We start from the raw sequence: 26,519 nt of genomic DNA, 5'->3' as shown, positions 1-26,519 counted from the left end.
GCTTCCCGGAGCCTTCGCGCCCCGCACCGCGTCAGGTCCCGAGGACCCGCTCGCACCAGGCGGCCGCCGCGATCAGCTCCGGTTCGGCGTTCCGGGCCGCGACGAGCTGGACGCCGAGGGGCAGGGGCCCGGCCGTGCCGGCGGGAAGCGCGAGCGAGGGCAGGCCGCACAGGGTCCACGGGATCTGGAGGCGGGAGTCGCCCGTCGTCGCGCGCGGTGGCGCGGGTTCGGGCACCGCCGGGACGAGGAGCGCGTCGAGGCCCTCCAGCAGGGAGCCGAGCCGTTCGGCGGCGTCCCGGCGGACGGCGCCGGCCTCCTGGAGGTCGCGCGCGGACGTGCCCAGCCCCCGCTCGATCAGTTCCCGGGCGCGCGGACCGTAGCGTTCGGCGTGGTCGCGGTAGCGGCGGCGATGCAGGGACGCGCATTCGGCGAACGTGATGACGCGGTGCGCGGCGTGCACGGCGGCGAGGTCGACACCGGTCGAGACGTCGTGCACGTCGGCGCCCGCGGCGGAGAACGCGCGGACGGCTCGGGCGAGGCACGCGCGCACGGCGTCCCCGACCCGGTCGGTGAACGGGTCGCGCAGCACGCCGATCCGGGGCGCCGCCGCCCGGCCCGGAGGCGCGAAGCGGCCGGGGTGGTCGGCGATCGCGGCCGCCACGGCGGCGGCGTCCCGGACGTGCCGGGCGAGGACGCCGAGCGTGTCGATGCTCGGCGCCACCGCCCGGCCGCCCGCGGCCGTCGCCCACCCGGCCGTCGGCTTCAGGCCGACGACGCCGTTGTAGGCGGCGGGCCGCACCACGTCGCCGGCGGTCTGGGTGTCCAGCGTGGCGGTGCAGCCGCCGGTCGCGACGGCGACCGCCGAACCCGCGCTCGACCCGCCCGGCGTGCGGTCCGCGTCGAAGGGGCTGATCGTCGGCGCGGGGTCGTTCAGCGCCCACTCGGTGCACCGCGTCTTGCCCGCGATCACGGCCCCGGCGGCGCGCAGCCGCGCGACGGCCGGCGCGTCCGCCGCGGCCGGATCGGGGGCGGTGAGCGGCGATCCGCACCGGGTGGGCATGCCCGCGACGTCGATGACGTCCTTGACGCCCAGCACGAACCCGGACAGCGGGCCGTCCGCCGTGGCGGGCGCCGGGCCGTCCGGACGCCAGGCCCACGCGTGCAGGGCGTCCATGGTCCTCAGGCCCTCCGGAAGAAGGTCCGGGACTCCACGAGCACGCATCCGTTGGCGTCGGCCTCGGCCTTGGTCGCCTTGGCGTCCTCGTCGGCCGCGAGCCGGCCGCGGAACGCCTCGTACTCGGCGAGCGACGCGAAGTCCAGCAGCGCCATCGCCTGGTTGTTCGGGCCGTCGCCCGGCAGGAAGTACCCGACCAGCCGGCCGCCGCAGCGCTCGATGATCGGCGGCCAGGCGGCGGCGTAGCGGGCGAACTCGCCCGCCTTGCGGGGGTCGATGGTGTAGTCGATGCGGCAGGTCAGCACGGCGGTCACCGCCCCGCGGCCGCCGCGACGACCTCGACCATGTCGTCGACGGTGGTGAAGGTGCGGCCGTTGAACAGGTCGTCGGGCAGCTCGACGTCGAGCTCGTCCTCCAGCCGGACGAACATGCCGACGAAGCCGAGCGAGCTGACGTTGAGCACGTCGCCCTTGAGCGGCTCGTCGCCGGCCAGCTCGGCCGGGTCCATGCTGAGCCGCGACTCGGCGATCAGCATCCGCTTGACGGCCGTGGCGACCTCGCCGGACGAGGGCGCGGTCCGGTCGTTGGCGGTCATGGTGTGTCCTCCTTCGGGTTCAGGCCGCGGTACGGAAGCGGGGCGTGCCCGCCCCGTCGATGATCCAGGAACGGGTGTAGAGGCGGTCGAGCGTCACCGGGCCGCGGGCGTGCAGCCTGCCGGTGCTGATGGCGAGGGCGGCGCCCAGGCCCATCGCGGGCGCGTCGTTGAGGCGCAGCGACCCGTTCACCACGACGGCCGCCGCGTCCACCCGGCGGCAGAACTCCTCGGCGACCGCGTCGTCGGTGGTGAGCACGCCTTCGGTGTGCCCCGACCCGTGGCGGCCGATGTGCGCGATCGCGTCCTGCGGGCCGGAGACCGTGCGGACCGCCAGCGTCTGGTCGAGGTACTCGCGGCCGTCGTCGTGCGGCCCGAGCCGGGCCGGGTCGAGGCGGCCGGCGAGCCCTGCGGGGACGCGCGCCGCCAGTTCCTCGGTGACGCGCAGCACGAGCCCACCGGCGTCGGGGGCCCGCGCCGCCTCGGCGAGGGCCGCCAGGTAGGCGTCGGCCAGCTCCTCGTCCACCAGCACGGTCTCCAGCGCGGTGCAGGCCGCCGGGTCGGGCAGCTTGCCGTCCAGGGTGAGGACGGCGGCCGTGCGCGGGTCGGCGGTGCGGTGCGCGTACAGGTGGTTGGCCCCGCCGCCACCGGTGATCATCGGGATGCGGGACGCGGTCCGGCAGGTCTCGATCAGGCTCGGGCCTCCGCGCGGGATGATCACGTCGATCGCGTCGTCCCGCTTGAGCAGCGCGCGCAGCTGCCTGCGGTCGCCGCTGTCCAGGATCGTCACGAGCCCTTCGGGGAGGCCGGCGTCGGCGAGCGCGGCGCGCAGCACGCCGCCGACCGCCGCGTTGGTCTCGGCGACCTCCGAGCCGCCGCGCAGCAGCACGGCGTTGCCGGTCGCGGCGCACATGACGGCGCTGCGCAGGGTGATCTCGGCGCGCGCCTCGAAGACCATGAGGATCACGCCCAGCGGGCGCAGCACGCGCTGCGCGCGCACCTCTCCCATGCCCTGGACGCTCTCGCCGGTCCGCGCGTTGCGTGGGAGGTCCCGTTCGATTCGGTCGAAGGCGGCGTCCAGGGCGTCGCGGTGGCGGTCCGCCAGCCGCAGCCGGTCGAGCATGGCCTCCGGGAGGCCCTTCTCGCGGGCCCGCTCGACGTCGCGGTCGCCGGCGCCGGTGAGGTCGGGCCAGTGCGCCGCCATGCGCTTGCGGGCCGCCCGGACGAACGAGGGGTAGGCCTCGTCGCCGACCGGCGGTGCGGCGCGCTGCGCCTCGCGGGCGCGGCGCAGGATGTCATCGGTCATCGGTTCGCGCTCCTGGCGTAGTCGCGGACGGGGACGTCGCGGGCCCGGCTCCGGGCCGGCTCCGCGGTGCGCGCCGCGTCCTCTTCGTCTGTTGTGCGTTCCTCCTCGGTACGGCGTCCGCCGCGCAGCACCAGCACGACGCCGGCGCCCGACACCGCCATCCCGGCGAAGACGCTCCACCCGACGCTCTGCCCGAGGATCGGGACGCCGAGCAGCGCCGTCACCGGCGGGACCAGGTAGAGCAGGCTGGTCGCGGCGCCGCCGCCGCGCATCCGCAGCAGGACGAACAGGAGGGTGAAGCTGCCGATCGAGTTCACCGTCGCGAGCCAGACCAGCGAGCCGACCGCGGGGAACGTCAGCGGGAGGCGCATCCCGCCGTGCAGCAGGGCGAGCGGGATGGTCGTCACCATCGCGCCGAACAGCTGGACGGTGGTACCGGTGCGCAGGTCCACCTTCAGGCCGGCGGCCTTCTGGTAGAGCGTGCCCGCCGCGAAGCCGGCGAGCGCCAGCGCGACGAGCGCGTACCCGGCCAGCTTCCCGCCCCCCGCGAGCTTCTCGGCGAGCGAGACGCCGACCCCGGCGAGGCCGAGCGCCAGCCCGAGCCATTGCGCCCCGGCCAGCCGCTCGCCGAAGAGCGGGACGGCGGCGGCGCCGACCACCAGCGGGCACGCGCTGAGGATCAGGGACGACAGCCCCGCGGGGACGCCCATGCCGAGCGCCAGGTAGAGGGTGGCGAACTGGACGGTCTGCAGCAGGATCCCGATCGCCAGCAGATGCAGGTAGGTGCGCGGTCCGGACGGCCAGGGCGCCCGGGTCGCCAGCGAGATCGCCGCGAGCACGGCGAAGGCGATGACGAACCGCCACGCCAGCAGGCCCAGCGGCGGCCCCGCGTGGGCGCCGATCGAGCCGACCAGGTAGCCGCTGCTCCAGATCAGCACGAAGACGACCGGGAGCGCGAGGCCGGCCGCGGATCGGATCTTGGCGGTCACTGCTCCTCCTCGTAACAGGTCATGCCGTTACATAGAGACTTGCCCGGACGGCCCGAGTCATGCGCCCGCGAGCGCCTCGATCCGGCGGCGGTCGACCTTGCCGTTCGGAGTGAGCGGGAACCCGTGCATCCGGGTGAACGCCCGCGGCACCATGTACCAGGGCAGACTCCGCCCGGCGTGCTCCCTCAGCTCCCGCGCCGGGACCTCGTCGCCGGTGTAGGCGACGCGCAGATCGGCGGCGTCGCCCTCGCCGGCGACGAGCGCCACCGCGTCCTCGACGGCGCGGTGCCCGCGCAGGACCGCCTCGATCTCGCCGAGCTCGACCCGGTAACCGTGGATCTTGACCTGGCCGTCGAGGCGGCCGAGGTGCACCAGCCCGCCGTCCGGTCCCCGCTCCACCCGGTCGCCCGTCCGGTACCAGTGCCGGTCGGTGAGGGGCTCGGAGCCGTCGTAGGGCACGCCCGGGCCGCCGCCGGGCTCGTACGAGACGAACCGGCCGGCGTCGTCGGCGGGATCGAAGTAGCCGGGGAAGCGCTGAGCGCCACGGACGCAGAGCTCGCCCTCCTCGGCGGGCCGCCCGTCCTCGTCCAGGATCACCGACTCCAGCGACGGGTACACCTCGCCGATCGGCACGGTCCCGTTCCGGGTCGCGGGCCAGGCGGCCGGGTCCGGCGGGAGCCGGTGGCCGGTGCAGGTGATCGTCAGCTCGGTCGGGCCGTAGAGGTTCTCGAGCGTGCTCGCGGGCGCGGCCTCGCGCCACGCGGCGGCCTGCCGGGTCGTGAGCTGCTCGCCGGCGAAGAGGCTCCAGCGCAGGTCCGGCATGCTCCCGGGCGGGAGGCGGCGCATCCGCCGGGCCAGCGAGACCACCGACGGCACCGAGAACCAGTGCGTGACGCCCCGGTCGCGCACGAAGCCCGCCGGGTCGCCCACCTCGTCCTTGGCCGGCACGACCAGCGCGGACCCCGAACCCCAGGCCACGAACATGTCGAACACGGACGGGTCGAAGGTCAGGTCGAAGGTCTGCGAGAAGCGGCAGCCCGGCCCGGCCTCGTACCGCTCGATGTTGTACGCCAGGTAGGGGGAGACGTTGCGGTGCTCGATCGGCACCCCCTTCGGCGCGCCAGTGGAACCCGAGGTGAACAGGATGTAGGCCACCGGTTCGGGATCGCCCGCCACGGGCGGTGCCCCGCCGCCTGCGTCCCGGACCGCGTCGCCGCGCACGATGGCCCACGGCCCTTCGCGCAGCGGCCCGGACGGCTCCTCTCCCGTGATCACGGCGTCGACGCCCGCCGACCGGGCGATCGTCTCGTTGCGCTCCGGGGGGAAGACGGGGTTGAGCGGGACGACCGTCGCCCCGAGCCGCAGTGCGGCGAGGTAACCGGCATAGGTCAGCGGGATCCGTTCGGCGGCGAGGCCCACGCGCCTCGGGCGGGGTCCGCTCGCCGCGGCCAGTGCCGCCGCCACCCGCTCGGCCGCCTCGCCGAGCTCGCGGTAGGTCAGCGTCTCGCCGCCCGCCTCGAGCGCCGTCTCCTCCGGATACCGGGACGCCGCGTCCGCGAACCACTCGTACAGGGTCCGCTCGGTCATGTCTTCGCTCCTTCCATCTCCACTCCGTAGCCCCGCGCGGCCAGCGGCTCGCGCAGGTCGTCCTCGATGCGGCTCAACCGGCCGAACGCGGTCGCGATCAGCGACGGGCGGGCGCGGCCCCGCTGCGCGGACTCGTGGGCGAAGCGGACGGCCCTCGGCAGCTCGTTCCAGGCGCTGTACGCCTCGTCCGCGCCGTCGAGCCGGTCCCGCAGCCGCTCGTAGCGGAAGGTGTGGTGGCGGGCCACGGCCCAGACGTCCTCCAGCAGCCGCCCGCTGTCCGGCCCGGAGGCGAAGTGCTCGGCGAGCCGGTCGAGCGCCCGCGCCGGATCGGTGATCCACCGCCCGGGCAGGACGGCGCCGTCCCCGGACTCGCCGGTGACGCGGGCGAGCCATTGGTGGTCGCCGTCCGGCGGAACCGGCACCGGGAACCCGAACGCGTGCTCGTTGCGCCGCCGCTGCTCCGGCGGGAGCGGGTCGCGGGGCCGCAGCAGCCCGGCGAACTCCTCCTCGCCCAGCCGGCCGTCGAACGGTCTCTGCTCGCCGCCGCCGGGCAGCAGGGCGGAGAACCGGTCGACGACGTGCCAGCCGCCGTCGTCGAAGCCGGTGACCAGCAGGTAGTGCGGCGCGCCCGTGTCGGCGCCGGGCGACCACGGCAGCAGCGAGCTGTCGGCGACCACGAGGACCTGCCCCTGCGCGTCCAGCTCCGCCCTGATCCCGTGGAGCGTCGCGTCGCGGTCGCGCGCCGAGCGGTACCGCAGCTCACCGCCGTCCGGCAGCCGGTGCAGCGGCATGGCGTGGTGCGAGATGGCGAGCGATCCGTCGGGCAGGTCGGTGCGGACGGCCACGCGGATGGAGCGGGCCACCCGGCCGGCCGGGTCGGTCTCGTGCCGTTCGAGATAGGCGACGAGATTGCCGGTGTAGCAGCTGAGTCCGTCGCTCATGGCATTCCTTCCGTCGAGTACGCGCAGGACACCGGGACGGGGAAGCGGTCGGGGAGGCTGCGCCAGGTGAAGCCGTTCCAGTGCCCGCGGTGCTGCCCGACCTCGACGGGGATCCGCCACGGAGCACCGGCCAGCCCCAGGCCCGCGCCCTTCACGCACGCCTCCTGGACCGTCCAGATCCGGACGAACTCGCGCCGCCCCCGCTCCGGCGGGAGCCGGCGGAGCGCGCCGAGCGCGGTGCGCGAGCAGCAGCGTTCCCGCAGGCCGGGGGAGACGGGAGCGGGGACCTCGGTGTCGACCCCGACCCGGCGGCCGAGGCCGACGCCCGCGGCCACGTACCCGCCGCTGTGCGACACGCTCACCCCGATGCGCGGGTGGGCGGGCAGGTACGGCCGGCCGTTGTCCCCCTTCGCGACCCGCGCGCCCGCCAGCTCGGGGCCCGCCGAACGGGCCAGCAGGCCGTCCAGCAGCACGCGGCCAGCGCGGTGCTCGTCGGCCGGACCGTCCGGCAGGACGTCGGCGACGCGCGCGAACGCGATCGCCACCCCCTCGGCGATGTCGACGACGGCGCCGTTCGGAACGGCGCCGCTCGCGGCCGGGCCGCTCATGACGCCTGCTCCAGGAGTTCGGGTGCGTGGTCGGCGACGCCTTCGAGCATCGTCTCCGTCGTCCCGCCCGCGATGCCGAACATGGCCGCCTCGGCCCGCAGCTCCTGGAGGCCGCCGACCGCGAAGCCGTCGGCGCCGTGCAGCTGCGCGGCCTCGTCCAGCACCAGCCGGACCGTCTCGCCCCCGGCCGCCTTCAGCAGCATGGCCTGCGCCGGCGTCGGACGGCCCCGCCGGCAGGCGCTCTCGCAGAGCGCGTCCAGGCGGCGCTGCTCCAGCAGCGCGCGGGCGAACCGCTGCCGCACCGAGCCGATCTCCCAGAGGGGACGGTCCCGCATCGTCCGCGCGGTGAGCCGTTCGTGCAGGTCCGACAGGACGCGGCGGCACAGCGCCGACGCCCACAGGGCGCTGGCGAGCCGCTCGGACGCCATCCGCCGGGCGAACTCGGCCAGGCCCTGGCCGGGGCGCCCGATCACGTGCGAGCGGTCCAGCCGCACGCCGTCGAACGTCAGCTCGCCGAGCCCCGACCCCGCGAAGAAGCGGGTCGGGGCCGCGGCCCGGCCGACGCCGTCGCGGCCGGCCGGGACCAGCAGCAGGGTGAAGCTGGTGAAGTGGTCGCCGGGACGGTGCCGGGCGAGGACGAGCGCGTGGTCGGCGGTGGTGGCGTTGACGATCCACCGCTTGCCGCCGTCCAGCCGCACCTCGTCGCCGTCCAGCTCCACCCGCGTGGTCAGGGCCGTGAGGTCGGACCCCGCGGCGCCCGCGTCGGTGGCGGCGAACGCCACCACCGCGCGGCCCGCCACGGCCTGCTCGGCGACGCGCGCGACGGTCCCGCCGTCCCGGTCGCGCCGTCCGAGCAGGATCGGGAGCGCGCTGGCGGCCTGCACGCAGACGCCGAGCGTGGTGCCGAGACCGTGCCCGGCGTCCAGCGACGCGAGCAGGTCGCGCAGCGCGAACGGGTCGAGCCCGAGCCCCGGGTCGGTGCCGGGCCCCTCGTACAGGTCCCGCAGCGCGCCCTCGTCGCCGAGCTTCCTCCACAGCGCGGTGGCGTCGGGAACGGCGGTGGCGTCGGGAACGGCGGTGGCGTCGGGAACGGCGGTGGCGTCAGGCAAAGCGCACCTCCGCGTCCATCAGGGTCAGCGCCCCGTCGGCCTGGTGCAGCCGGTCGTTGGCGTAGTTGAGCGAGGCGGAGCGCAGGTCGCGCAGCGTCCGCTCCAGCGCGAGCTTCGAGCCGCGCAGGTAGCCGTGCCGGATGCCGGTCAGCTCGACCAGCTCGTCCACGGCCGCGAGGCACTGCTCGGACGCGGTGAGCTTTACCGCGTTGAGCAGCAGCTGCATTGAGGGCGCCGACAGGTCCGCGCCCTCGGCCTGGCTCGTGTACCGGACGAGGCCGTGCTCGATGAGCGCGTGCACGGTGTCGAGCCGCTGGCGGATCCTCGACAGCCGGGTGAGCAGCAGCTCCGACCGCAGGTCGCGCTTCTTGCGCTCGTCCGGCTCGCGGAACATCCGCAGCGTCCGGCTCAGCGCCCCGGCGGCGGCGCCCAGCCAGCAGGTCGCCCAGCCGAGGTGCGCCAGCGGCGCGAACACGCGCGTGCTCATCTCGCGGAACTCGCCGTGCCGGCCGACGACCTGCGCCGCCGGGACGTCTCCGACGATCTTCATCGGGACGCTGTGCGTGGCGCGCATGCCGAGCGGGTTCCAGCCGCCGACCTGCTCGAGGTCGAGCTGGTCGCGGTCGGCGTAGACCAGCGACACCCGGCCGGGCGAGTCCGCGTCCGGAGCCAGCATGGTGATCAGGAACCCGTCGGCGTGCGCGCCGCCGGTCACCACGGGCGCCATCCGGTCCAGGTGCAGCCACTCGCCGTCACCGGCCAGCGGCGACTGGGAGGTCAGCAGGTGGCCGCCCTTGCCGGGCTCGGTGGTCACCGACGCGATGTACGCCTCGCCGCGCGCGATCCGCGGCAGCAGCGACGCGCGCAGCTCCTCGCCCGCGTACTCGACGACCGTGGCGACCTGCTGGCAGTGCATCGCGAAGATCATCCCGACGGACATGCACTCGCGGGACAGCCGGTCGCTGATCTCCAGCATCTCCCGGACGGTCCCGCCGAGGCCGCCGTACTCCGCCGGGACGAGCAGGCCCAGCAGCCCGCTGCGGCGCAGGGCGTCCAGGGCCTCGGTGGGGAACCGCGCCTCCTCGTCGGTCTCGGCGGCGTGCTCGCGCGCGACCTCCAGGACGTCCGGCAGCAGCCGCCGCACGTCCGGCGCGCCGGTGACGCTCATGACCGCCCTCCCGAGTCGCGCTCCTCGTCGACCGCCCGCCAGAGGCTGTCGGCGGTCTCGAAGGTCCGGTCGTTCAGGCGCTCGTCCGGCAGCGTCACCTGGTAGCTGTCCTCGATGTCGAACAGCAGCTCGATGGCCTGCATCGAGTCCAGGCCGAGGTCGCGCAGCCGCGCGTCGGGCCGGACCTCCTCGCCTTCGGGCAGGAACCGCAGGTACGGGCGCAGCAGGGTGGCGAACTGGTCTTCCATGACTACCTCCTCGGTGTCGGGGTGATCGGGTCGGTGGTGCGGCGGATCTCCAGGCGGCCGCGTTCGAGCACGTCGGTGCCGTCGACGACGACCTCGTCGGGCAGCGGGTGGCCGAGGAACAGCGCGAGGCTGGCCGACAGCCCGTAGGCGCCGGCGTTCGGCACCACGGCCACGTCGCCGCGGCTCAGCTCGGCCGGCGCCTCGCCGCGCCGCGTCCAGGTGTCCAGGGGCGTGCAGAGGGGGCCGCTGACCATGGCCTCGCTCACCTCCTCCGGCCCTCCGGGCCCGTCCGGCTCGGCGGCGCCGTCGGGGGTGGTGAGGTCGGGCAGGATCGGCGGCACGCGGCGCAGGCCGGCCATGCCGCCCAGGTGGTTGATGCCGGACTCGCACACCACGATCCGGCGGCCCTGCGACTCCTTGACGTCCAGCACCCGGGTGATCAGGCGCCCGCAGGTGGCGGTCAGGTACCGGCCCGACTCGAACGCGACGCGAGGCCGCCCCTCCTGCCAGCCGGGGAAGGCACCGGCGAGCAGCTCCTTGAGCCGCGCCGCCAAGCCCGGGAAGTCGGGCAGGGCGCCCTCGCGGGCGTAGGGGGCGCCGAACCCGCCGCCGAGGTCCAGGGTGCGGAGCGGGAAACCGAGCCGCCGCTGGACGCGGGCGGCGGCGTCCACCGCCACCGCGAACTGGTCGGCGAGGGTGTCCTCGTCGGCGAGGTTGGTGGCGAGGTAGAGGTGCACGCCCTCGACGTCCACGGCGCCGTGGCCGCTGAAGCGCTCGGGCTCGGCCTCGATCCAGCGCAGGTCGGCGCCGAACTGCGACGGCGCCCCGGTCATCGCCAGCCCCACGCCGGGGATCGGCTGCTCGGGGTTGACCCGCAGCAGCGCGCGCACCCGCACGTCCCGGCTCCGGGCGATGTCGTCGAGCTGCCTCATGGCCTCGGCGGAGTCGACGGAGAACCGCCGCACGCCGGCGTCCAAGGCCCGGTGGACGTCCAGGTCCCGCTTCCCGGGCCCGGTGTACAGGATCCGGTCGGGCGGGACGCCGGCCTCCGCGGCGGAGGCGAGCTCGCCCTCGGAGGTCACCTCGGCCTCGCAGCCGAGCGCGTGCAGGCGCCGGACGATCGCCGGATGCGGGTTGGCCTTCAGCGAGTAGTACAGGTCGCTCGGCTGCGGCAGGAACGAGGTGAGCTGCGCGTGCGCGGCGTCGAGCTCGGCCAGGTCGTAGACGTAGGCCGGGGTCCCCTCCGCCGCGATCCGGTCGATGGGCGGCTCAGGCATGGACGCCCTCCTCCAGCCGGGCCCGCAGGGCCTTCTTGTCGGTCTTGCCGTTGGCGTTCACCGGCAGCTCGTCCACCGCGTGGCAGCGCTGCGGGACCTTGAAGGTCTCCAGGTCGTCGCGCAGCCGCCGCTGGACCTCCGCGGGTTCGGCGCCGCCGGTGACGAACAGCACGGCCTCGGCGCGCTCGCCCTCCGGGGGCAGGACGGCGGCGCCGTCCACGCCGGGCAGCCGCCGGGCCGCGGCCTCGACCTCGACCGCGCTCACCCGGAACCCCTGCTGCTTGTAGACGTCGTCGCGGCGGCCCCGGAAGTGCAGGTAGCCGTCCTCGTCGACCACCCCGTAGTCGCCGGTCCGCAGCTCGGGGAAGAGCCCCTCGCGGCGCGGGAAGCGCTGCTCGTTCAGCTCGGGGCGCCGCCAGTAGCCGGCCATCACGTGCGGCCCGCGGACGACCAGCTCGCCCGTCTCGCCGGGCGGCAGCCTGTGGCCGTGCTCGTCGACGGTGAACGCCTCGGTGCCGGCGAGCGGGCGGCCCAGCGCGCCGGGGCGGCGCAGGTCCTCGTCCGGCTCCATGATCGAGACGCGCTTGCACTCGGTGAGCCCGAACATCAGCTGGACGCGCAGGTCCGGCAGCAGCTCGCGCAGCCCGTCCAGGACGCGCCGGGGCATCGCGGCGCCGGTGTTGGTCATCAGCCGCAGCGGCGGGAGCCGGTCGGCGCCGCGGCGCAGCATCCGCAGCAGGCCGTCGGCGACCGGCGGCACGGCGGGCAGCACGGTGGCGCGGCTGTGCAGCAGGTTCGCCAGCAGGCTCGGGCCCGCCTCGGCGGCGCTGCCCAGCCAGACGTGGGACCCGCCGATCGCGCCGAGGAAGAGCTGGTAGAGCCCGTAGTCGAAGGAGAGCGGCAGCGGGCAGTACACGGTGTCGTCGGCGCGGTAGCGCAGCCGGTCCTGGATCGCGCGGGCGGCGAAGACCATCTGCGCGTGGGTGGAGACGACGGCCTTGGGAAGCGCGGTCGTGCCGGAGGTGTAGATGAGGCACGCCGGGTCGTTGGCCAGCGGCTCGTCCTCGGTCACCGGTCCGTGCGCGCCCGGCCCAGGGAGGGCGTCGGCGAGCCCCGCGACGGCGACCCCGCATTCGGCGGCGGTCCCGGCGGCCTCGGGGTCGTCGGCGACGAGCAGCGCCGGCTCGCAGTCGCCCAGGATGTGCCGCAGGACGTACCCGCGCACCTGCTCGTGCACGACGGAGAAGACGACGCCGATGCGGGCGGCGCCGTACAGCAGCGCCGCGAGCCGCGCGTCGGGCATCGCGGTGACCACCATCCGGTCGCCGCGCCGCAGGCCCCTCTCGGACAGCCCGGCGGCGGCGCGGCGGGCGGCGTCCCGCAGTCCGGCGTAGGTCAGCGTGGTGTCGGCCTGGGTGACCGCGGCGGCGCCGCCGTCGCGCTCCGCGGCCTCGTCCAGCAGGTGGTGCAGCAGGTCGCTCATCGCTCACACCGCCTTCGCGCCGGACGCCGAGCGGGCGAACAGCTCGCACAGGGCGTCGAGGTGGTGCAGGTTCTCCGGGCGCAGGTCGGCGGGGTCGATCTCCACGCCGAGCCTCTCCTCGAGCCGCTCGACGATGTCGACCACGCGGAAGGAGCTGAAGGTGGGCAGCTCGGTCAGCGGGTCGGCGGCGACCAGGCTGCGCCGGTCGACCGCGAGCACCTCCGCGGCGGTGTCGATCACTTCGTCATGGACGGTGGGCATCGGGCCTCCTCGTCGTCGGGGGAACGGGGCCGTTTCGGGGGCGGGCCGGTTCAGGCGGCGGAGCGCTCCGCCAGCTCGGCGTCCTCGGCCAGCAGGCCGGCCAGCGGGCCGTACAGGTCGGGGGCCGGACGGTCGCGGCGCACCCTGCGCAGTCCCACGTACACCTGCTCGGCGAAGCCGGCCCATGCCCGGGCGTGGTCGCGCGCCCGGTCGGCCGCCTTCGCCTGGGGGTCGGCGCACTGCCAGGCGGCGTGCAGCGCCCGGTCGCGCGCCAGCAGCCACGTTTCGAGCGTCAGCCGCTCGACCGCGGCCTTCGGGTCGGGGTGCTCGCGGTACGCCGCCACGTACCGGTCGCGCGCTGCGTCCGTCTCGGCCGCGGTGAGGTGGTCCCGGTTGGCCTCCGGGCCCGGCGGGTCGCCGGGGGTGCACGGCTCGACGTCGAAGAGCCGCAGCCCGGCGCCGGCGAGGTGCGCCTCCAGCTCGTCGCGCGGGTAGGAGTGCCAGCCCGGCCGGGCGGGCCCCCACTCGGTGTCGTTGTGGTAGGCGTCGACGACCGTGGCGCGGTCCGGGTCCTCCTCGTCCAGGACGAGGAAGCTGTGCTCCATGTGCTGCCGCTCGAAGTACGGCCCCCACGGCAGGGCGTACGCGTCGGCCACCGCGTAGAGCGGGCCGCCGGTGAGGTCGCCGGCGTCCCGCTCGCTCGTCGCGAGCCCGAGCAGGCGGGCGGCCGACGCGACGCGCTCGTCGAGTTCCGGCTCGACCGTGGGCAGCGCGCCGGGCGACGGGTCCAGCGGACGGACGTCGAACCGGAGCGGCGCGCCGAGCCGCAGATGGGTGTCCGTCCCGTGGAACCGGTCGGCGAGCACGCCCAGGTTCACCTGGATGCAGTCCATCACGGAGGCGTGCACGCCCCCCGCGTCCCGGGGCGCGGTCCGTGTCGGATCCTCGATCACGATTGCTCCTGATCGGTCGATTCAGTCGGTCGATTCTCAGGAAATAGCCGTGCGGGCCGTCCCGACGCGCGGCGACAGGTTCATGCCAGAGCGGTGCTGACATCAACCTGACATCCGGTGTTGCGTGTGCGTCCCCGGCCGACACTGAGGAAATGCGGCGCGCTACCGGATGCGCGCGCGTTCGATTCAGAGTCCGTTCGCCTCAGGACTCGTTCAGCAATTCACCGCCGATCGAAGGGACGGTCAAAGGTGGCCGCGGAGATCATCGAGAACAGGTACGCGGAGAAGAACAAGGAGGTGAGCGAGCGATATCTGCGGGACGTGTTCGGCTCGTTCGTGACCGGGGTGACCGTGGTGACCGCCGCGACCGGCGACGGCTTCGCCGGGTTCACCGTGAACTCCTTCACCAGCGTCTCCCTGAGCCCGCCGATCGTGCTGTTCTGCGCGGATCTGGGCTCGGCGACGGCGACCCGGATCGAGCGGGCGGGGGCGTTCGCGGTGAACATCCTCGGCCGCCACCAGAAGGAGCTGTCCGACCGGTTCTGCGCGTCGGGCTGCGACCGCTTCAGCGGGGTCCAGGTGGCCTCGGCCACCACCGGCGCGCCGATCCTGCACGACGCCCTCGCCTACGTCGACTGCGAGCTGGACGGCGCCGTGACCGCCGGCGACCACCGCATCCTGCTCGGCCGCGTGCTGTCGGCGGGCCGGCTGTGCGACGACAAGGAACCGCTCGCGTTCTACCAGGGGGGTTACCGGTGACCGGCGGCGTCGAGGTTCCCACGCACTGGTACAACGTCCTGGCCGAGCGCGGCATCGAGCTGCCCCCGGAGCGGGCGGCGGATCCGTCCCCGGCCGGGGGCGGCGGGCTGTCGGCGGCCGTCCCGAAGGCGCTGGTCCGGCAGAACATGCCGCTGCGGCCCTGGGTGGAGATCCCCGGGCCGGTGCTGGAGGCCTACCGGGAGTGGCGCCCGACGCCGCTCGTCCGGCTCCGCCGGCTCGAGGCGGCCCTCGGCACCGAGGCCCGGCTCTACATGAAGTACGAGGCCGGCAACGTGGCGGGCTCGCACAAGTACCTCACGGCCCTGGCCCAGGCGTACTACTACGCCGAGGCCGGCGTCCGCACGCTGGTGACGAGCTCGGCCGCCGGGCAGTGGGGGACGGCGGTGGCCGCCGCGGCCGCCCGCTTCGGCCTGCGGTGCGTCGTGCACATGGTGCCGGGCAGCTTCGACCGCAAGCCCGGGCGCCGCGCGGTGATGGAGCTGCTCGGCGCCGAGGTCCTGCGCGGCGCGGAGTCGGCGCCGGGCGGCGGGCGCGGCACCGCGCTCAGCGACGTGATGAGCGAGGCGATGAAGCGCGCGGGGGAGACCGAGGGCGGGCGCTGGATCCTGGGCGGCAGCGAACCGTTCGCGATCCTGCACTCCACGGTGATCGGCGCGGAGGCGCGCGAGCAGCTCACCGGTCTGGGCGAGGACGGCGACCCGGTCCTGATCGGCTACCTGGGCGGCGGCAAGAACGTCGGCGGGCTCGGCCTGCCGTTCCTCGCGGGCGGCGGCGAGGCCGCCATCGTGCCGGTCGAGTCGAGCTCGTACCCCGTGCTGACGCGCGGCGCGTACCGCTACGACGCGCGCGACCGCGCGGGCCACGGCTCGCAGGCGAAGATGTACACGCTCGGCAGCGGCTACGCGGGCGCTCCGATCCAGGCGGAGGGAATGCGCTACCACGCCGCGCCCAAGCTGTTCAGCGAGCTGCGGGCGCGGGAGATGGTCCGGCCGGAGGCCTACGACGAGAAGCCCGTCTTCGACAGTGCCCGGCTGCTCCTGCGCACCGAGGGGCACCTGCCCTCGGCCGAGGCGGCCTACGCCGTGCACGCCGCGTGCGAGATGGCGGGCAGGCCCGAGAACGCCGGACGGCCGCTGGTGTTCTGCCTCTCCGATCACGGCCACTATGACGGGGACGCCTACCGCGCCTACCTCGACGCGCGGCTGGCCGGCCGGCCGCCGGAGGACTCCGAGATCGCCTAGGCGCGCCGGCGGGAGAGCGGCCGGTTCCGGAGGGCGCCGCCGGCGTGACCGCGCGTTAACGGGGACGTCCCAAAAGGAACGATCCAGAGCGGCCGTTTAGGAGGGACGTTCGCTGGTCCGCTATTTCGAGGTTCGAAAACCCCCTCGATTACGTGGGAATACTCCGGGCGCCCGGGTCTCGTGCGTTTATCTCTCCTCTCGGGTGCTACGAAGACCTGGGTGCCCGGCCAGGGGAGCGCGGGCCGGACTTCGCGACCAGGGGTGTTCTCTCACATGCTGGATATGCTCGGTCTGGAGGAAGCGGACAATATCGTCTACGGGCACATCGTCCACCGTTTCGATTGCACGGCGGAACAGATCGCGAAGGCGCTCGGGCTTCCTTCCCGCCAGGTCGGCGACAGCATCGCGCGGCTCATCCGCGCCGGACTCGTCTGCACCGAGCAGGTCGGCAAACTGCGCCCGACGCCGAACGGCCCGATGGTCGCCGCCGACCGGCTGCGCGCCCAGGTGGACGCCGAGTACGCGCGCAAGCGCAGCAGCATCACCGCGCTCTACGGCGAGCTGGCGGGGCTCCTGGAACGCCATCCCGTGCTCGGCTCGGTCGGGCTCGCCCCCACCGTGGACCGGATCGGCGACCCGGAGGCCGCCCGGCTGCAGGTCACCGAGCTGCTCGGCGCGGCCCGCCGGGAGGTCGCGAGGATCACCCCGGCCGGCGGCCCGGGCGCGCCGGGCCGGACGCACCTCGACCACGAGCCGGCGGAGCTCGCCGCCCTGCGCCGCGGGGTCCGGCTCCGCCTGGTCTATCCCAGCGGCTTCTTCACCGACGACCGGCTGCGCGACACGGTGCGGCCCCGGCTGAACGAGGGCGGCCAGGTCCGGATGCTGCCGGAACCGCCCGTCGACCTGCTGCTCCTGGACCGGCAGGCGGTCGTCCTCACCGAGGGAGGCACCGGCCCGAGCGGCCACGCGACCCTGATCGTCCGGGGCCGCGGGCTGGTCGAGGCGCTCGACGCGCTCTTCCAGGCCTGCTGGTCGCAGGCGAGCGGCATCGACCACCTCCTGGACGGGGACCAGGAGCGTCCGGACGGGGATCCGCTCCGGCTCGCCGCCACGGACCGCGCCATGCTCACGCTGCTGGGCGAAGGGGCCAAGGACGAGCTCGTGGCGCGGCGCCTGGGCATCTCGGTCCGCACGGTACGGCGCCGGGTCTCCGAGCTCCTGCGGATGATGGACGCCACCAGCCGCTTCCAGGGCGGCGTGCTCGCCGAGCGGCGGGGATGGATCGGGCATGGCACGTAACACGTCAAGGCGTATCATGGGACGGTGGCGCCCGCGGGCACGCGCATCCAACGGCTGCGCTTCGACACCGGGGCGACGTGGCTCGACCTCGTCGCCACCGTCGGCGACGCCTACGGCGAGACGCCGGTGGAACGCCTCCGCGACACGGCGCGGCTCCGCGAGTGGCTGGACGCCGAAGGCCTCCTCCCGGAGCGCGCGCCGGATGAGGACGACCTCGTCCGGGCGCGCGAGCTGCGCGAGTCCCTGCGCGGCCTGGCGCTCGCCGCCCTGCGGGGGAACGCCTGGCCGCCCGGCGACGTCGCCCGCGTCAACGAGCACCTCCGCGCCGACGAGCCCCTCGAACTGCGCGACGGGCCGTCCGGACCGCGGACCCGTCCGCCGGCGACCACCCGGGCGGCGCTCGGCCGCGTCGCCCGCCAGGCGGCCCAGCACCTCACCGGCCCCGAGGCCGGGATGCTGGGCGCCTGCCCCGCCCGCGACTGCGGGATGCTGTTCCTGGACCCGACCGGCCGGCGCGTCTGGTGCGCCGCCGAGATCTGCGGCGTCCGCCACCGCGTCCGCGAGCACCGCCGCCGTCGCCGCGCCGCGGGGTGACCGTGCCCGCTGACCGCGACTGGGACGAGGGCCGCGCGCTGCTCGGCGCCCGCGACCCCGTCCTGCGCCGCCTGGTGGCGCGCGATCCCGGGCTCGACCCGGCCGAGGTGTTCGACGGTTGGGGCGCGGACCTGTGGACGGCGCTGCTCCGGCAGGTCACCGACCAGCACATCTCCAACGCCGCGGCCCTCGCGATCATCGGGCGGCTCCGCGACCGGTACGGCGGCAGGACGCCGGGCCCCGAGGAGTTCCTCGACACCCCGCCCCGCGCGCTGGCGGAGGCCGGCTACTCCCAGGCCAAGATCCGCACGCTCACCGAGGCGGCCGGGCGCATCGTCCGGGGCGCGCTGAGCCCGGAGCGGCTGGCCCGCATGCGCGACGAGGAGGCGCACGCCGAGCTCACCCGCATCAAGGGCATCGGCCGCTTCACCGCCGACGGCGTCCTCGTCCTCGCCTTCCGGCGCGCCGACGTGATGCCGTCGGCGGACCTGCAGATCCGCAAGGCGATGGCCCGCGAGTGGGCCCTCGGCGGCGTCCCCTCGGTGCGGTCCGCCGACGACCGCGCCCGTCCCTGGGCCCCGTGGCGGACCCTCGCCGCCGCCTACCTGTACTCCCGCGCCTGAGGGGCCGCCCGCCGTGGCCGCATAGGCTGCCGGGGTGGACACCGATGAGTTCGTCGCCGGGTTCGATTACCCGATGTTCGTGGTGACGGCGGCCGATCCGGGCACGGGGGAGCGGGCCGGGTGCCTGGTCGGCTTCGCCACGCAGACGAGCATCGACCCGTTCAGGTTCCTGGTGTGCCTGTCCCGGCGCAACCGCACCTACAGGACGGCCACGGCGGCGACGGTCCTCGCCGTGCACGTCCTCGGGCAGGACGAGGACCAGCAGGAACTGGCCGCCTTGTTCGGCGCGCGGACCGGCGACGACGTCGACAAGTTCGCCCGGTGCTCCTGGCGTCCCGGGCCCGCAGGCGTGCCGCTGCTCTCCGCGGCCCGCCGCCACCTGGTCGGACGCGTCCTGGAGCGCGTCGACCTCGGAGACCACACCGGTTTCCTTCTGGACCCGATCGAGGTGGCGGGGGACGGCGAGGCCGCGCCGCTCACCTTCCGCTCCTTGCCGGACCTGCAACCGGGCCATCAGGCGGGCTGACCTGAGCCGGAGCCGGTTCGGCCTCCCTGCCGCCCGGGCGCGCCCGCCCGTCAGTGGCGGCGCCGGCGGCCGCGGCGCTCCTCGCGCGCCCGGCTCAGCTCCTCGAGCACCAGCGTGGCGCCGATCCCGATCAGCCAGGAGTCCTTGGCGAGCGGGATGCCCTGCTGGGTGGGCCGCAGCCCCTCGCGCATGCCGGGAAGCCGCAGGTAGAGGCCGGCCAGCCCGCCCGCGAACGCGGTCAGCGCCGCGCCCGCCAGCACCGTCGGCACCAGCGGGGTGACCAGCGCGGTGCCGAGCGCGACCTCGGCGGCGCCGAGGTTGCGGGTGAACTCGGCCTTGTCCTGCGACTCCAGGAACGGGTAGGCGGTCTTGGCGGTGCCGTGGATGTACTCGGCCGTCCCCTCGTCGCCCTTGAGCTTCGACAGGCCCGAGTTCAGGACGAACGCGCCCACGACCAGCCGGACGGGCATCTGGTGCGCGCGAGCAAGAAAACGCATCGTTCCCCATAACGATCGGGAGATTCCGGGCGCAGGGATCATTCCCGCCGGGTGCCCGCTACACCTGAAGGCACGGTCAAGTCTCGGCCACGGCTCGCCGCCCTGCGCCGCTCAGGACGCCAGGCGGTCCTCCATGAAGTGCTCGGCGGCGGCCCGCAGCGCCTCGACGCACGCGTCGACGGCCGGGCCCGCGGCCTCCGTCCGCCACGCCACGTAGATCTTGCGGCGCACGACGGGGCGGGTGGCGAGCATCCGGACGCCGGCGGGCACGGGGTCGCGGCCGAGCCGCGGGATCAGCGCCGCCGCGAGCCCGGCGGCGACGAACGCCAGCTGGGTGGGGTAGTCGGCGACGCTGCAGGCGATCTCGGGCTCGACGTTGTGCTCGCGCAGCGTCTGGACGAGCTGCTTCTCGCAGGTCCCGCCGGCCGTCCAGCCCGCCCACCGCAGGCCGCGCAGCTCGTGCAGGTCGACGGTGCGCCGCCGGGCGAGCGGATGCGCGGCCGGGAGCGCCAGGTCGATGACGTCCGAGGACAGCAGGACGTTCGACACCGACGCGGGGAACGGGGTCGGGAGCGTGTCCCAGCTCTCCACCATCGCGACGTCGACGTCGCCGCGCGCGAGGGCGGGCAGCACGTTCTCCGCCTCGCCCTCCTGGAGGGTGGGGGACAGGCCGGGGTGCCGCTCGCGCAGCGCGGCGAGCGCGGGCGGCAGCACCGACCGGGCGGCGGTGACGAACGCGCCGAGCCGCACCGGCCCGGTCACGTCCTCGCGCAGCCCGTCCAGCTCGGCGGCGGCCGCCGACAGCTGCGCGAGCACCCGTGCGGCGTGCCCGGCGAGGACGTGCCCGGCGCGGGTGAGGCGCACCCCGCGCCCCTGCGGTTCGAGCAGCGCGTGGCCGGTCTCGCGTTCGAGCTTGGCCAGCTGCTGCGAGACGCCGGACGGCGTCACGTGCAGCGCCTCGGCCGCCGCCGCGATCGATCCGTGCACCGCGACCGCGTGCAGCGCGCGGAGCCGTTCCAGGTGCATCGTCACGGTAGCGATCCTACCGATTTCCGCTTAAGAACATTCGCTTGTGCTAATGGATCGCGGCGCGGCAGCGTGGAGGGGTGCGAAGGATCGACCCGCGTCTGCTCGCGATCGCCGGGGCCGCGTTCATCTCCGTCTCGGCGATCCTGTTCCGGCTGTCCGGCGTCTCGTCGGGGACGGCCGCGTTCTTCCGCTGCGCGCTCGCGCTGCCGGTGCTGGCGCCGCTCGCGCTGTGGGAGCGGCGGCGGACCGGGCCGCGGCGCCGCGCCGCGGTCGACGTGGCGGCGGGCCTGCTGCTGGGCGCCGACCTGGTGCTGTGGGGCGCGTCCATCGACCGGGTCGGCGCCGGGATCGCGACCGTCCTGGTGAACGTGCAGGTCGTGGTCGTGCCGCTGCTGGCGCTCGCGGTGTTCGGCGAGCGCCCGTCGCGGCCGTTCGCGTTCGCCGTCCCGGTGATGCTCGGCGGCGTCGCGCTCGCCGGCGGGGTCGCCGAGCACGGGACGGGCACGGACCCGGCGGCGGGGATCGCGTTCGGCGTGGGCGCAGGCGCCGCCTACGCGGGCTACCTGTTCCTCACGCGCGTCGCCGGACGCGGGCAGCGGCACCGGGCGCAGCCCGTCCTGCTGTCGACGTGCGGCGCCGGCGCCATGGCGGTCGTGATCGGCGCGCCGTGGCAGGGCGTCGACCCGGCGCCCGGCTGGGCCGCGCTGGGCTGGCTCGCCGCCCTGGCCATGACGGGCCAGGTGTGCGGCTGGATGCTCATCGGCGCCGCGCTGCCGAGGCTGCGCGCCGAGGAGGGCGGGACGCTGCTGCTCCTGCAGCCGGTCCTGGCGGTCGTGTTCGGCGCCGCGGTCCTCGGCGAGCGCCCCGGCTTCTCGCAGATCGCGGGCTGCGTGCTCGTCCTCGCGGCGGTCCGGCTGGCCGGACGTCCCCGCGCCGAGCGCCCCGACGGCGCGCGGCCGCCGGCGCCGCCCGGTACGGTTCATCGGCGTGACGACTCCACCGCGCCGCCCGCCCGCTCCCGAATGGGAGCCCGAACATGAGGTGACGGCGGAGGCGGCGGCCGCGCTGATCGGCGGCCGGTTCCCCGTGCTCGCGGGCGCCCCGGTGGAGGCGCTCGCGATCGGATGGGACAACACGGTCTTCCTGGTCGGCGGCCAGTGGGCGTTCCGCTTCCCCCGCAGGCGCATCGCCGTCCCCGGCGTCGAGCGCGAGATCGCGGTGCTCCCCGCGATCGCCCCGAGCCTGCCGCTGCCGATCCCCGTGCCGCGGTTCACCGCGAGGCCGTCCGACGATTTCCCCTGGCCGTTCTGGGGCGCGCGGATCATTCCCGGCCGCGAACTCGCCGAGGTCAGGCCCGCGGACGAGGACCGGACGGCCCTCGCGGAACAGGTGGGCGCCTTCCTGCGCGCGCTGCACGCCCCGTCGCTCGCCGCGCAGGCGGGAAACGGGCTGCCGCACGACCCGATGAAGCGGGCGGACCCCGCCGTCCGCGCCCAGCGGACGTTCCCCCGGCTGGACGCGCTGGTCCGCCTCGGCGTCTGGGAACGCGACGCCGCCGTGACGGACCTCCTCGCGGACGCGCGGCACCGGGACGCGCCGGACGGCGAAGCGGTGATCGTCCACGGGGACCTGCACGTCCGGCACCTGCTGCTCGCCCCGGACGGACGGGCCGCCGGGGTGATCGACTGGGGCGACGTGTGCCTCGCGGATCCGGCCGTGGACCTGTCGATCGCCTACGCCGGGTTCGCCGGCCTAGCCCGCGCCGCGCTCCTGGCGGTGTACGGGCCCGTCCCGCCGGAGCGGGAGGCCGCCGCGCGGGTGCTCGCGCTGAACCTCAGCGCGACGCTCGCCGAATGGGCCGCCTCCACCGGGCGCGGGGTGCTGCTCGCCGAGGCGCTCGCCGGCATGGGCCGAGCCGTCGCGGGCTGAGCGGGCGCGGGCCGAGCCGTCGCGGGCTGAGCCGTCGCGGGCTGAGCGGGCGCGGCGGGCCGACCGTGCCTCAGACCCGCATGTACACGCGGACCGTGGTGCCGCCGGGCCCGGTGTGCATGCGGACGAGGTCCGCGAGGTGGTTGACCAGCAGGATCCCGCGGCCGCCGAGCGGGCTCATCGCCGCCGGGCGCCGCCCCGCGAGCGGGTCGGTGATGGTCCCGGCGTCGCTGACCTCGCAGACGACCTGGCCGTCCTCGGACCAGATCCGCGCCGTCCCCTTCCCGCCGCCGTGCAGGCAGGAGTTGGCGGCCAGCTCGTGTACGGCCACCTCCAGGGCGCCCGCCGGCTCCGGGTCGAGGCCGAGGTGCAGCGCCCACCGGCAGGTGAACTCGCGGACGCGGGGCAGCGCGTCCAGGTCGAAGCTCATCCGCGCGGCGCCGGACGGCTCGGGCAGCGGCCGGTTGTAGGAGCTGATGACGCGGCCGGGCGCGTAGTCGCCGCTGGCGCGCTCGCCGTCCCGGTCGATGAGGACGGGGTGGGTGGCGCGGGCGTCGGAGATCACGACGGCGTCCAGGCCCGCCACGTCGTAGGGGCACAGGATCGACACCTCGCGTCCGGCGAACGCCAGGTTGATCAGCGCCTCGTGCTGGGCGCACGCGGGGTACTCGGTGTCGGTCCGGCCGGGCCAGATCGGCTCGCCGATGATCCGCACGCGCCCGGCGGGATGCCGGTCGGCGAACTCGCGCAGCACCCCGGGGATGATCCGGCCGGGGTTGCGGCCCGCCTCGGTCATGTCCAGCCACCGGACGTCCCCGGCGGCGTCGCCGAGCGCCTCGCGCAGCACGCCGAGCCGGGGTCCGGGGACCGCGACGGCCACCGGCTCGCCGCCGTCGAGGCCGGCGCGCAGGAACGGGACGGTGCCGGCGAGGTACTCCTCGTCGCCCCGGTAGAAGAGGGCGGGATGGACGAACGGATCCCCCGGTGTCGCGTCGTCCGGATCCATGCCCTCGTGGCCCCCAAGCCCTCAGTGAACGCCGTTCACTCGAACGACTACCCGCGAACGAGCAGGTGAAAACGGGTGAATCATGTCATAGAGCGCGGGTGCGGAGGAGAGCGGCGTCCACCACATCGGTGAGCCGGCCCCTCCGGCGGTACGCGGCGCGCTGCCGCTCGGCGCCCGTCCCGCCGGTCATCAGCCGCCGCACACCGGCCGCGACCCGGTCCAGGTCGCCGCTGTCGCGCAGCGCGGGCAGGACGTGCGCGAGCAGGTCCCCGGCCAGCTCCCGGAACGTCGCCGGACGGCCCGTGCACACGTCGAGGCCGCCGCCCGACAGGCCGTCGCGGGCCGCCAGCCAGTACGCCGCCCGCAGCATCTCCTGCGGCGGATCGGGCGCGGGCTCCCCGGCCTCCACGGCCCGCACCGACATCTCCACCAGCGCGCGGATCAGCGCCGCGAACACCGACGCGTCCGCCGCGGTCGGCGCCACGTCGCCGAGCCGCACCTCGACGGTGGGCAGCCGCGCCGACGGCCGGACGTCCCAGAAGATCGTCCCGGTGTCCATCAGCGCGCCGCACCCCAGCAGCGTGCCGACCAGCTCCTCGTAGTGCCCGTACGACTCGAAGTACGGCGGCGGCCCCGCCACCGGCCAGCGCGCCCACGCCATGACCCGCCAGCAGGCGTGCCCGGTGTCGCGGCCCGCCCAGTACGGCGAGTTCGCCGCGAGCGCCAGCAGCGTCGGCAGCCAGGGCCGCAGGTGGTTGCTGACCGCGACGGCCCGCTCCCGGTCGGGCATCTCGACGTGGACGTGGCAGGAGCAGATGCTCTGCTCGTCGTCCAGCGCCCGGTAGACCGCGAGGCTCTCGGCGTAGCGGGCGCCCGCGCCGATCGGGGCGGGCACGAGGTCGCCGAGCACGGGCGTGCCGGTCGCGGCGAGCCGCACGCCCTCGGCGGCCGCGGCGCCCGCCATCGCGGCGCGCATCGACCCGACCTGCTCCTCCAGCTTGTCCAGGTCGTCGCAGGGCGGGGTCTTCGCCTCGGCCAGGAAGTCGACCAGCTCGGTGGAGGCGCGCTCGCCGAGCGCCCGCTCCGCGCGCCGCACCACGGCGGCGGCACGGGGGACGACCTCCCGGGAACCGGGATCGACGACGAAGTACTCTTCCTCGATTCCCATTCGCAGGGCCATCCCACCACCTCGGGGTCGGGGGCTCGCAGGCGGCCGCGTCACTTCGACGGTACGTTCTCGCGGCCCGCTTCGCACCCGCCGGAGGTGGCCGCGCCGGGGGAGCGGGATCTCCTTGACCCTCTTTTGACCCGCCGCTCAGCGGGCAGCGTTGGAGGAGAGACGCCGCGAAGCGACGAAGGAAGGTGGTCCGGATGACCGGCTCGACCTCGATCGGCGTGCTCCTGCTGGTGCTGGCGATCGTGGCCCTGGTGCTCGTCGGCCTGTTCTATTTCGGCGGCGGGAGGAAGGGCCCGCACAACGGCCTGGACAGGGACCGCCGCTGACCGGCCCGGCGCGCCGGACCGGTCACGGGAGGCTTCAGGGGCCCTTGTCGACGAAGTACATCGACAGGGCGATGACGTGCGTGACCACGACCACGCCGATGCCGAAGAAGAACAGCATCTTCGCGGGGCCGTGCGGGAAGACGGTCCCGGGCTTCAGCGGCCCGCGCTCGCGCTGGCGGGCCGCGATCCGCTCCTCGATGGGCGGCCGCCCGAACACGGCTACTGCCGCGGGTCGTCGACGACGACGTCGGTCATGATGTCGACCGCGAGGGCGATGATCCCGCCGATCACGGCGACCGCGGCGCCCGCGCCGAACACGATCCAGTCGGGGCCCATGACGATGCCCACGCCGCCGATGACGAAACCGACGAAGATGATGGCCACGGCGATCCAGGACTTCGGGCGTCCGGCGTGGCTGCCAGTCGACATGCGCAGTCTTCTCTTTCCGCGTTCGGTGGGGGACGGGGACCCGTCGTGATCGGGTCCTCGACGCCGAACTCTAGCAACGCCCCGCCCGCGCGGCCGCAGCGGGGCGCCCGCGCGGCGCGCCGCCCGGACCCGCGGGCGGGCACCGCCGCGCGCGGTCAGACGAACGCGCCCTGCCCGGTCGCGGCGCGGCCGACGATCAGCGTGTTGATCTCCCGGGTGCCCTCGTAGGAGTAGAGCGCCTCGGCGTCGGCGACGAACCGCCCGATGTCGTAGTCGAGGACGATCCCGTTGCCCGCCATCAGCTCGCGCCCCCAGCCGACCGCCTCGCGCATCCGGCTGGTGCAGTACGCCTTGGCGAGCGCCGAGTGCTCGTCGCGGTAGAGGCCCTCGTCCTGCAGCTGCGCCAGCCGCACCACCATGCCGAGCGAGGCCGTCGCGTTCCCGAGCATCCTGACCAGCAGGTCCTGGACGAGCTGGAACTTGGCGATCGGCCGCCCGAACTGCTCGCGCCGCACCGCGTAGTCGCGGGCGATCTCGTACGCGGCGAGCATCACCCCGACCGCCTGCCAGGCGACGCCGCTGCGGGTGCGGCGCAGGATCGCGGCGGTGTCCCGGAAGCCGGCCGCGCCCGCCAGCCGGTCGGACTCGGGGACGACGCAGTCCTCGAACGCCAGGTCCGCGTTCTGCACCGTGCGGAGCGCGATCTTGTTCTCGATGCGGGTCGCGGTGAAGCCGGGCGTGTCCTTGCCGACGACGAACCCCTTGACCTGGTCGTCGGCCTCGTCCCTGGCCCACACGACGACGAGGTCGGCGAACGTGCCGTTGCCGATCCAGCGCTTGGCGCCGTTCAGCACCCAGGAGCCGCCGTCGCGCCGCGCGGTGGTGCGCAGCCCCATCGCGACGTCGGAGCCGCCCTCCGGCTCGGTCAGCGCGAACGCGCCGATCTTCTCCATCCGCCCCATCGCGGGCAGCCACCGCTCGCGCTGCTCCGGCGACCCGCAGCGGCCGATGCTGCCCATCGCCAGCCCGGTGTGGACGCCGAAGAACGTGGCCATGGACGGGTCGACGCGCGCCATGTCCATCGCGAGGAACCCCGCGAGCAGGCTGCTCGGCCGCTCCCCGGGGCACTCGTCGTAGGCGAGCCCGGCGATGCCCAGCTCGCCGTACCGCGGGACGAGGTCGAAGGGGAACTCGGCCCGCGCCCAGCAGTCGTTGGCGATCGGCGCGACCTTCGACTCCAGGAAGCTCCGCACCCGCTCGACGATCTCCTTCTCGCTCTCGTCGAGCAGGTCCTGCATGTGGTAGAGGTCACCCGGCAGCGGATCCAGCGTCATGGGGTGGCCTGTTCCCCGAGCCCGGACCGCTAA

Annotated in this window: 31 protein-coding genes; 9 read left to right on the top strand and 22 right to left on the bottom strand. The window is 75.2% G+C overall.

Going from position 1 to position 26,519, the window contains the following annotated elements; genetic code table 11:
- Window positions 1-31 precede the first annotated feature (31 nt).
- From AB0C78_RS22985 to AB0C78_RS22915, 15 genes are read right to left on the bottom strand one after another with little or no spacing between them, the layout of a single operon-like run.
- Window positions 32-1,174 carry an amidase gene (locus AB0C78_RS22985; protein ID WP_360751044.1) on the bottom strand — a complete coding sequence of 381 codons (1,143 nt, stop codon included), beginning with the start codon at window positions 1,172-1,174 and terminating at the stop codon, window positions 32-34.
- A 5-nt stretch (window positions 1,175-1,179) separates the two neighbouring features.
- Window positions 1,180-1,488: an NIPSNAP family protein gene (locus tag AB0C78_RS22980; protein WP_360751042.1), complete on the bottom strand. Its 309-nt coding sequence runs from the start codon at window positions 1,486-1,488 to the stop codon at window positions 1,180-1,182.
- Window positions 1,485-1,769 (bottom strand): phosphopantetheine-binding protein, encoded by a 285-nt coding sequence (locus tag AB0C78_RS22975; RefSeq protein WP_151542651.1) that lies wholly within the window; start codon window positions 1,767-1,769, stop codon window positions 1,485-1,487. Before AB0C78_RS22975 ends, AB0C78_RS22980 begins: the two co-directional genes overlap by 4 nt.
- Window positions 1,770-1,788: 19 nt before the next feature.
- Window positions 1,789-3,072 (bottom strand): glutamate-5-semialdehyde dehydrogenase, encoded by a 1,284-nt coding sequence (locus AB0C78_RS22970; protein WP_360751040.1) that lies wholly within the window; start codon window positions 3,070-3,072, stop codon window positions 1,789-1,791.
- Window positions 3,069-4,061 (bottom strand): EamA family transporter, encoded by a 993-nt coding sequence (locus tag AB0C78_RS22965; protein WP_151542649.1) that lies wholly within the window; start codon window positions 4,059-4,061, stop codon window positions 3,069-3,071. Before AB0C78_RS22965 ends, AB0C78_RS22970 begins: the two co-directional genes overlap by 4 nt.
- 57 nt (window positions 4,062-4,118) lie before the next feature.
- Window positions 4,119-5,648, bottom strand: a complete 1,530-nt coding sequence (locus tag AB0C78_RS22960; RefSeq protein ID WP_360751037.1) for an amino acid adenylation domain-containing protein — start codon at window positions 5,646-5,648, stop codon at window positions 4,119-4,121.
- Window positions 5,645-6,589: a hypothetical protein gene (locus AB0C78_RS22955; protein WP_360751035.1), complete on the bottom strand. Its 945-nt coding sequence runs from the start codon at window positions 6,587-6,589 to the stop codon at window positions 5,645-5,647. Before AB0C78_RS22955 ends, AB0C78_RS22960 begins: the two co-directional genes overlap by 4 nt.
- Window positions 6,586-7,197 (bottom strand): 4'-phosphopantetheinyl transferase superfamily protein, encoded by a 612-nt coding sequence (locus AB0C78_RS22950; protein ID WP_360751033.1) that lies wholly within the window; start codon window positions 7,195-7,197, stop codon window positions 6,586-6,588. Before AB0C78_RS22950 ends, AB0C78_RS22955 begins: the two co-directional genes overlap by 4 nt.
- Window positions 7,194-8,306: an acyl-CoA dehydrogenase gene (locus AB0C78_RS22945; protein ID WP_360751031.1), complete on the bottom strand. Its 1,113-nt coding sequence runs from the start codon at window positions 8,304-8,306 to the stop codon at window positions 7,194-7,196. The genes AB0C78_RS22950 and AB0C78_RS22945 overlap by 4 nt, the downstream gene beginning before the upstream one ends.
- Window positions 8,299-9,474 carry an acyl-CoA dehydrogenase family protein gene (locus tag AB0C78_RS22940; RefSeq protein WP_360751029.1) on the bottom strand — a complete coding sequence of 392 codons (1,176 nt, stop codon included), beginning with the start codon at window positions 9,472-9,474 and terminating at the stop codon, window positions 8,299-8,301. The genes AB0C78_RS22945 and AB0C78_RS22940 overlap by 8 nt, the downstream gene beginning before the upstream one ends.
- Window positions 9,471-9,722 (bottom strand): phosphopantetheine-binding protein, encoded by a 252-nt coding sequence (locus AB0C78_RS22935; protein WP_151542644.1) that lies wholly within the window; start codon window positions 9,720-9,722, stop codon window positions 9,471-9,473. Before AB0C78_RS22935 ends, AB0C78_RS22940 begins: the two co-directional genes overlap by 4 nt.
- Before the next feature lie 2 nt (window positions 9,723-9,724).
- Complete coding sequence (locus AB0C78_RS22930; RefSeq protein ID WP_360751026.1) at window positions 9,725-10,999, bottom strand: type III PLP-dependent enzyme; 1,275 nt, start codon at window positions 10,997-10,999, stop codon at window positions 9,725-9,727.
- The gene (locus AB0C78_RS22925) at window positions 10,992-12,482 is read right to left on the bottom strand and encodes an AMP-binding protein (RefSeq protein ID WP_360751024.1); all 1,491 of its coding nucleotides are present in this window, start codon (window positions 12,480-12,482) and stop codon (window positions 10,992-10,994) included. The genes AB0C78_RS22930 and AB0C78_RS22925 overlap by 8 nt, the downstream gene beginning before the upstream one ends.
- A gap of 3 nt (window positions 12,483-12,485) precedes the next feature.
- The gene (locus AB0C78_RS22920) at window positions 12,486-12,743 is read right to left on the bottom strand and encodes an acyl carrier protein (protein ID WP_360751022.1); all 258 of its coding nucleotides are present in this window, start codon (window positions 12,741-12,743) and stop codon (window positions 12,486-12,488) included.
- A 50-nt stretch (window positions 12,744-12,793) separates the two neighbouring features.
- Window positions 12,794-13,696: a hypothetical protein gene (locus AB0C78_RS22915; RefSeq protein ID WP_360751020.1), complete on the bottom strand. Its 903-nt coding sequence runs from the start codon at window positions 13,694-13,696 to the stop codon at window positions 12,794-12,796.
- A 249-nt stretch (window positions 13,697-13,945) separates the two neighbouring features.
- Between AB0C78_RS22915 and AB0C78_RS22910 the strand changes: the two genes are divergently transcribed.
- The 6 genes from AB0C78_RS22910 (at window position 13,946) to AB0C78_RS22885 (ending at window position 18,759) form a co-directional block, all read left to right on the top strand.
- Complete coding sequence (locus tag AB0C78_RS22910) at window positions 13,946-14,455, top strand: flavin reductase family protein (RefSeq protein WP_360751018.1); 510 nt, start codon at window positions 13,946-13,948, stop codon at window positions 14,453-14,455.
- The gene (locus AB0C78_RS22905; RefSeq protein WP_360751016.1) at window positions 14,452-15,717 is read left to right on the top strand and encodes a TrpB-like pyridoxal phosphate-dependent enzyme; all 1,266 of its coding nucleotides are present in this window, start codon (window positions 14,452-14,454) and stop codon (window positions 15,715-15,717) included. The genes AB0C78_RS22910 and AB0C78_RS22905 overlap by 4 nt, the downstream gene beginning before the upstream one ends.
- Window positions 15,718-15,990: 273 nt before the next feature.
- A complete protein-coding gene (locus tag AB0C78_RS22900; protein WP_360751014.1) occupies window positions 15,991-17,016 on the top strand; it encodes a helix-turn-helix domain-containing protein in 1,026 nt (341 codons plus the stop codon).
- Window positions 17,017-17,040: 24 nt separating this feature from the next.
- Entirely contained in the window at window positions 17,041-17,610 is a 570-nt protein-coding gene (locus AB0C78_RS22895) for an ABATE domain-containing protein (RefSeq protein ID WP_360751012.1), read from the top strand.
- 2 nt (window positions 17,611-17,612) lie between these two features.
- Window positions 17,613-18,233, top strand: coding sequence for a hypothetical protein (locus tag AB0C78_RS22890; RefSeq protein ID WP_360751010.1), 621 nt, complete (start codon window positions 17,613-17,615; stop codon window positions 18,231-18,233).
- Window positions 18,234-18,267: 34 nt separating this feature from the next.
- Complete coding sequence (locus AB0C78_RS22885; RefSeq protein ID WP_360751008.1) at window positions 18,268-18,759, top strand: flavin reductase family protein; 492 nt, start codon at window positions 18,268-18,270, stop codon at window positions 18,757-18,759.
- A 50-nt stretch (window positions 18,760-18,809) separates the two neighbouring features.
- Here AB0C78_RS22885 and AB0C78_RS22880 read toward each other — a convergent pair whose 3' ends face one another.
- Together AB0C78_RS22880 and AB0C78_RS22875 are read right to left on the bottom strand one after the other, a co-directional pair.
- Window positions 18,810-19,256: a hypothetical protein gene (locus tag AB0C78_RS22880; protein ID WP_360751006.1), complete on the bottom strand. Its 447-nt coding sequence runs from the start codon at window positions 19,254-19,256 to the stop codon at window positions 18,810-18,812.
- A 111-nt stretch (window positions 19,257-19,367) separates the two neighbouring features.
- Entirely contained in the window at window positions 19,368-20,282 is a 915-nt protein-coding gene (locus tag AB0C78_RS22875; RefSeq protein WP_360751106.1) for a LysR substrate-binding domain-containing protein, read from the bottom strand.
- Window positions 20,283-20,362: 80 nt separating this feature from the next.
- Between AB0C78_RS22875 and AB0C78_RS22870 the strand changes: the two genes are divergently transcribed.
- Window positions 20,363-21,325, top strand: a complete 963-nt coding sequence (locus AB0C78_RS22870; RefSeq protein WP_360751004.1) for a DMT family transporter — start codon at window positions 20,363-20,365, stop codon at window positions 21,323-21,325.
- Entirely contained in the window at window positions 21,273-22,214 is a 942-nt protein-coding gene (locus tag AB0C78_RS22865; protein WP_360751002.1) for a phosphotransferase, read from the top strand. Before AB0C78_RS22870 ends, AB0C78_RS22865 begins: the two co-directional genes overlap by 53 nt.
- A gap of 70 nt (window positions 22,215-22,284) precedes the next feature.
- On the opposite strand, the gene AB0C78_RS22860 is transcribed toward AB0C78_RS22865, so the two are convergent.
- Both AB0C78_RS22860 and AB0C78_RS22855 read right to left on the bottom strand, forming a co-directional pair.
- Window positions 22,285-23,220 (bottom strand): sensor histidine kinase, encoded by a 936-nt coding sequence (locus tag AB0C78_RS22860; protein WP_360751000.1) that lies wholly within the window; start codon window positions 23,218-23,220, stop codon window positions 22,285-22,287.
- An 85-nt stretch (window positions 23,221-23,305) separates the two neighbouring features.
- Window positions 23,306-24,388: a glutamate--cysteine ligase gene (locus AB0C78_RS22855; protein WP_360750998.1), complete on the bottom strand. Its 1,083-nt coding sequence runs from the start codon at window positions 24,386-24,388 to the stop codon at window positions 23,306-23,308.
- A 203-nt stretch (window positions 24,389-24,591) separates the two neighbouring features.
- On the opposite strand from AB0C78_RS22855, the gene AB0C78_RS22850 reads away from it, so the two are divergent.
- Window positions 24,592-24,723, top strand: coding sequence for a hypothetical protein (locus tag AB0C78_RS22850; protein ID WP_360750996.1), 132 nt, complete (start codon window positions 24,592-24,594; stop codon window positions 24,721-24,723).
- 34 nt (window positions 24,724-24,757) lie between these two features.
- Here the strand turns inward: AB0C78_RS22850 and AB0C78_RS22845 are convergent, their stop codons facing one another.
- From AB0C78_RS22845 to AB0C78_RS22835, 3 genes are all read right to left on the bottom strand, one after another.
- The gene (locus AB0C78_RS22845) at window positions 24,758-24,940 is read right to left on the bottom strand and encodes a hypothetical protein (RefSeq protein ID WP_151542631.1); all 183 of its coding nucleotides are present in this window, start codon (window positions 24,938-24,940) and stop codon (window positions 24,758-24,760) included.
- 2 nt (window positions 24,941-24,942) lie between these two features.
- Window positions 24,943-25,152, bottom strand: a complete 210-nt coding sequence (locus tag AB0C78_RS22840) for an HGxxPAAW family protein (protein WP_151542630.1) — start codon at window positions 25,150-25,152, stop codon at window positions 24,943-24,945.
- Between the two features lie 155 nt (window positions 25,153-25,307).
- Window positions 25,308-26,486, bottom strand: coding sequence for an acyl-CoA dehydrogenase family protein (locus AB0C78_RS22835; protein ID WP_360750993.1), 1,179 nt, complete (start codon window positions 26,484-26,486; stop codon window positions 25,308-25,310).
- Window positions 26,487-26,519: the final 33 nt, after the last annotated feature.

The sequence above is a fragment of the Actinomadura sp. NPDC048394 genome (assembly GCF_040651755.1).
GTDB classification, from domain to species: Bacteria; Actinomycetota; Actinomycetes; order Streptosporangiales; family Streptosporangiaceae; genus Spirillospora; species Spirillospora montaniterrae.
This window is presented reverse-complemented; position numbering and strand designations above follow the sequence as displayed.

Excerpts from the sequence above, each read along its gene's own strand:
- AB0C78_RS22970 (WP_360751040.1), bottom strand. The coding sequence starts at position 3,072 with ATGACCGATGACATCCTGCGCCGCGCCCGCGAGGCGCAGCGCGCCGCA.
- AB0C78_RS22835 (WP_360750993.1), bottom strand. The coding sequence starts at position 26,486 with ATGACGCTGGATCCGCTGCCGGGTGACCTCTACCACATGCAGGACCTG.
- AB0C78_RS22855 (WP_360750998.1), bottom strand. The coding sequence starts at position 24,388 with ATGGGAATCGAGGAAGAGTACTTCGTCGTCGATCCCGGTTCCCGGGAG.
- AB0C78_RS22935 (WP_151542644.1), bottom strand. The coding sequence starts at position 9,722 with ATGGAAGACCAGTTCGCCACCCTGCTGCGCCCGTACCTGCGGTTCCTG.
- AB0C78_RS22930 (WP_360751026.1), bottom strand. The coding sequence starts at position 10,999 with ATGCCTGAGCCGCCCATCGACCGGATCGCGGCGGAGGGGACCCCGGCC.
- AB0C78_RS22860 (WP_360751000.1), bottom strand. The coding sequence starts at position 23,220 with ATGGATCCGGACGACGCGACACCGGGGGATCCGTTCGTCCATCCCGCC.
- AB0C78_RS22850 (WP_360750996.1), top strand. The coding sequence starts at position 24,592 with ATGACCGGCTCGACCTCGATCGGCGTGCTCCTGCTGGTGCTGGCGATC.
- AB0C78_RS22900 (WP_360751014.1), top strand. The coding sequence starts at position 15,991 with ATGCTGGATATGCTCGGTCTGGAGGAAGCGGACAATATCGTCTACGGG.
- AB0C78_RS22920 (WP_360751022.1), bottom strand. The coding sequence starts at position 12,743 with ATGCCCACCGTCCATGACGAAGTGATCGACACCGCCGCGGAGGTGCTC.
- AB0C78_RS22875 (WP_360751106.1), bottom strand. The coding sequence starts at position 20,282 with ATGCACCTGGAACGGCTCCGCGCGCTGCACGCGGTCGCGGTGCACGGA.
- AB0C78_RS22925 (WP_360751024.1), bottom strand. The coding sequence starts at position 12,482 with ATGAGCGACCTGCTGCACCACCTGCTGGACGAGGCCGCGGAGCGCGAC.
- AB0C78_RS22950 (WP_360751033.1), bottom strand. The coding sequence starts at position 7,197 with ATGAGCGGCCCGGCCGCGAGCGGCGCCGTTCCGAACGGCGCCGTCGTC.
- AB0C78_RS22840 (WP_151542630.1), bottom strand. The coding sequence starts at position 25,152 with ATGTCGACTGGCAGCCACGCCGGACGCCCGAAGTCCTGGATCGCCGTG.
- AB0C78_RS22880 (WP_360751006.1), bottom strand. The coding sequence starts at position 19,256 with ATGCGTTTTCTTGCTCGCGCGCACCAGATGCCCGTCCGGCTGGTCGTG.
- AB0C78_RS22940 (WP_360751029.1), bottom strand. The coding sequence starts at position 9,474 with ATGAGCGTCACCGGCGCGCCGGACGTGCGGCGGCTGCTGCCGGACGTC.
- AB0C78_RS22985 (WP_360751044.1), bottom strand. The coding sequence starts at position 1,174 with ATGGACGCCCTGCACGCGTGGGCCTGGCGTCCGGACGGCCCGGCGCCC.
- AB0C78_RS22960 (WP_360751037.1), bottom strand. The coding sequence starts at position 5,648 with ATGACCGAGCGGACCCTGTACGAGTGGTTCGCGGACGCGGCGTCCCGG.
- AB0C78_RS22955 (WP_360751035.1), bottom strand. The coding sequence starts at position 6,589 with ATGAGCGACGGACTCAGCTGCTACACCGGCAATCTCGTCGCCTATCTC.
- AB0C78_RS22975 (WP_151542651.1), bottom strand. The coding sequence starts at position 1,769 with ATGACCGCCAACGACCGGACCGCGCCCTCGTCCGGCGAGGTCGCCACG.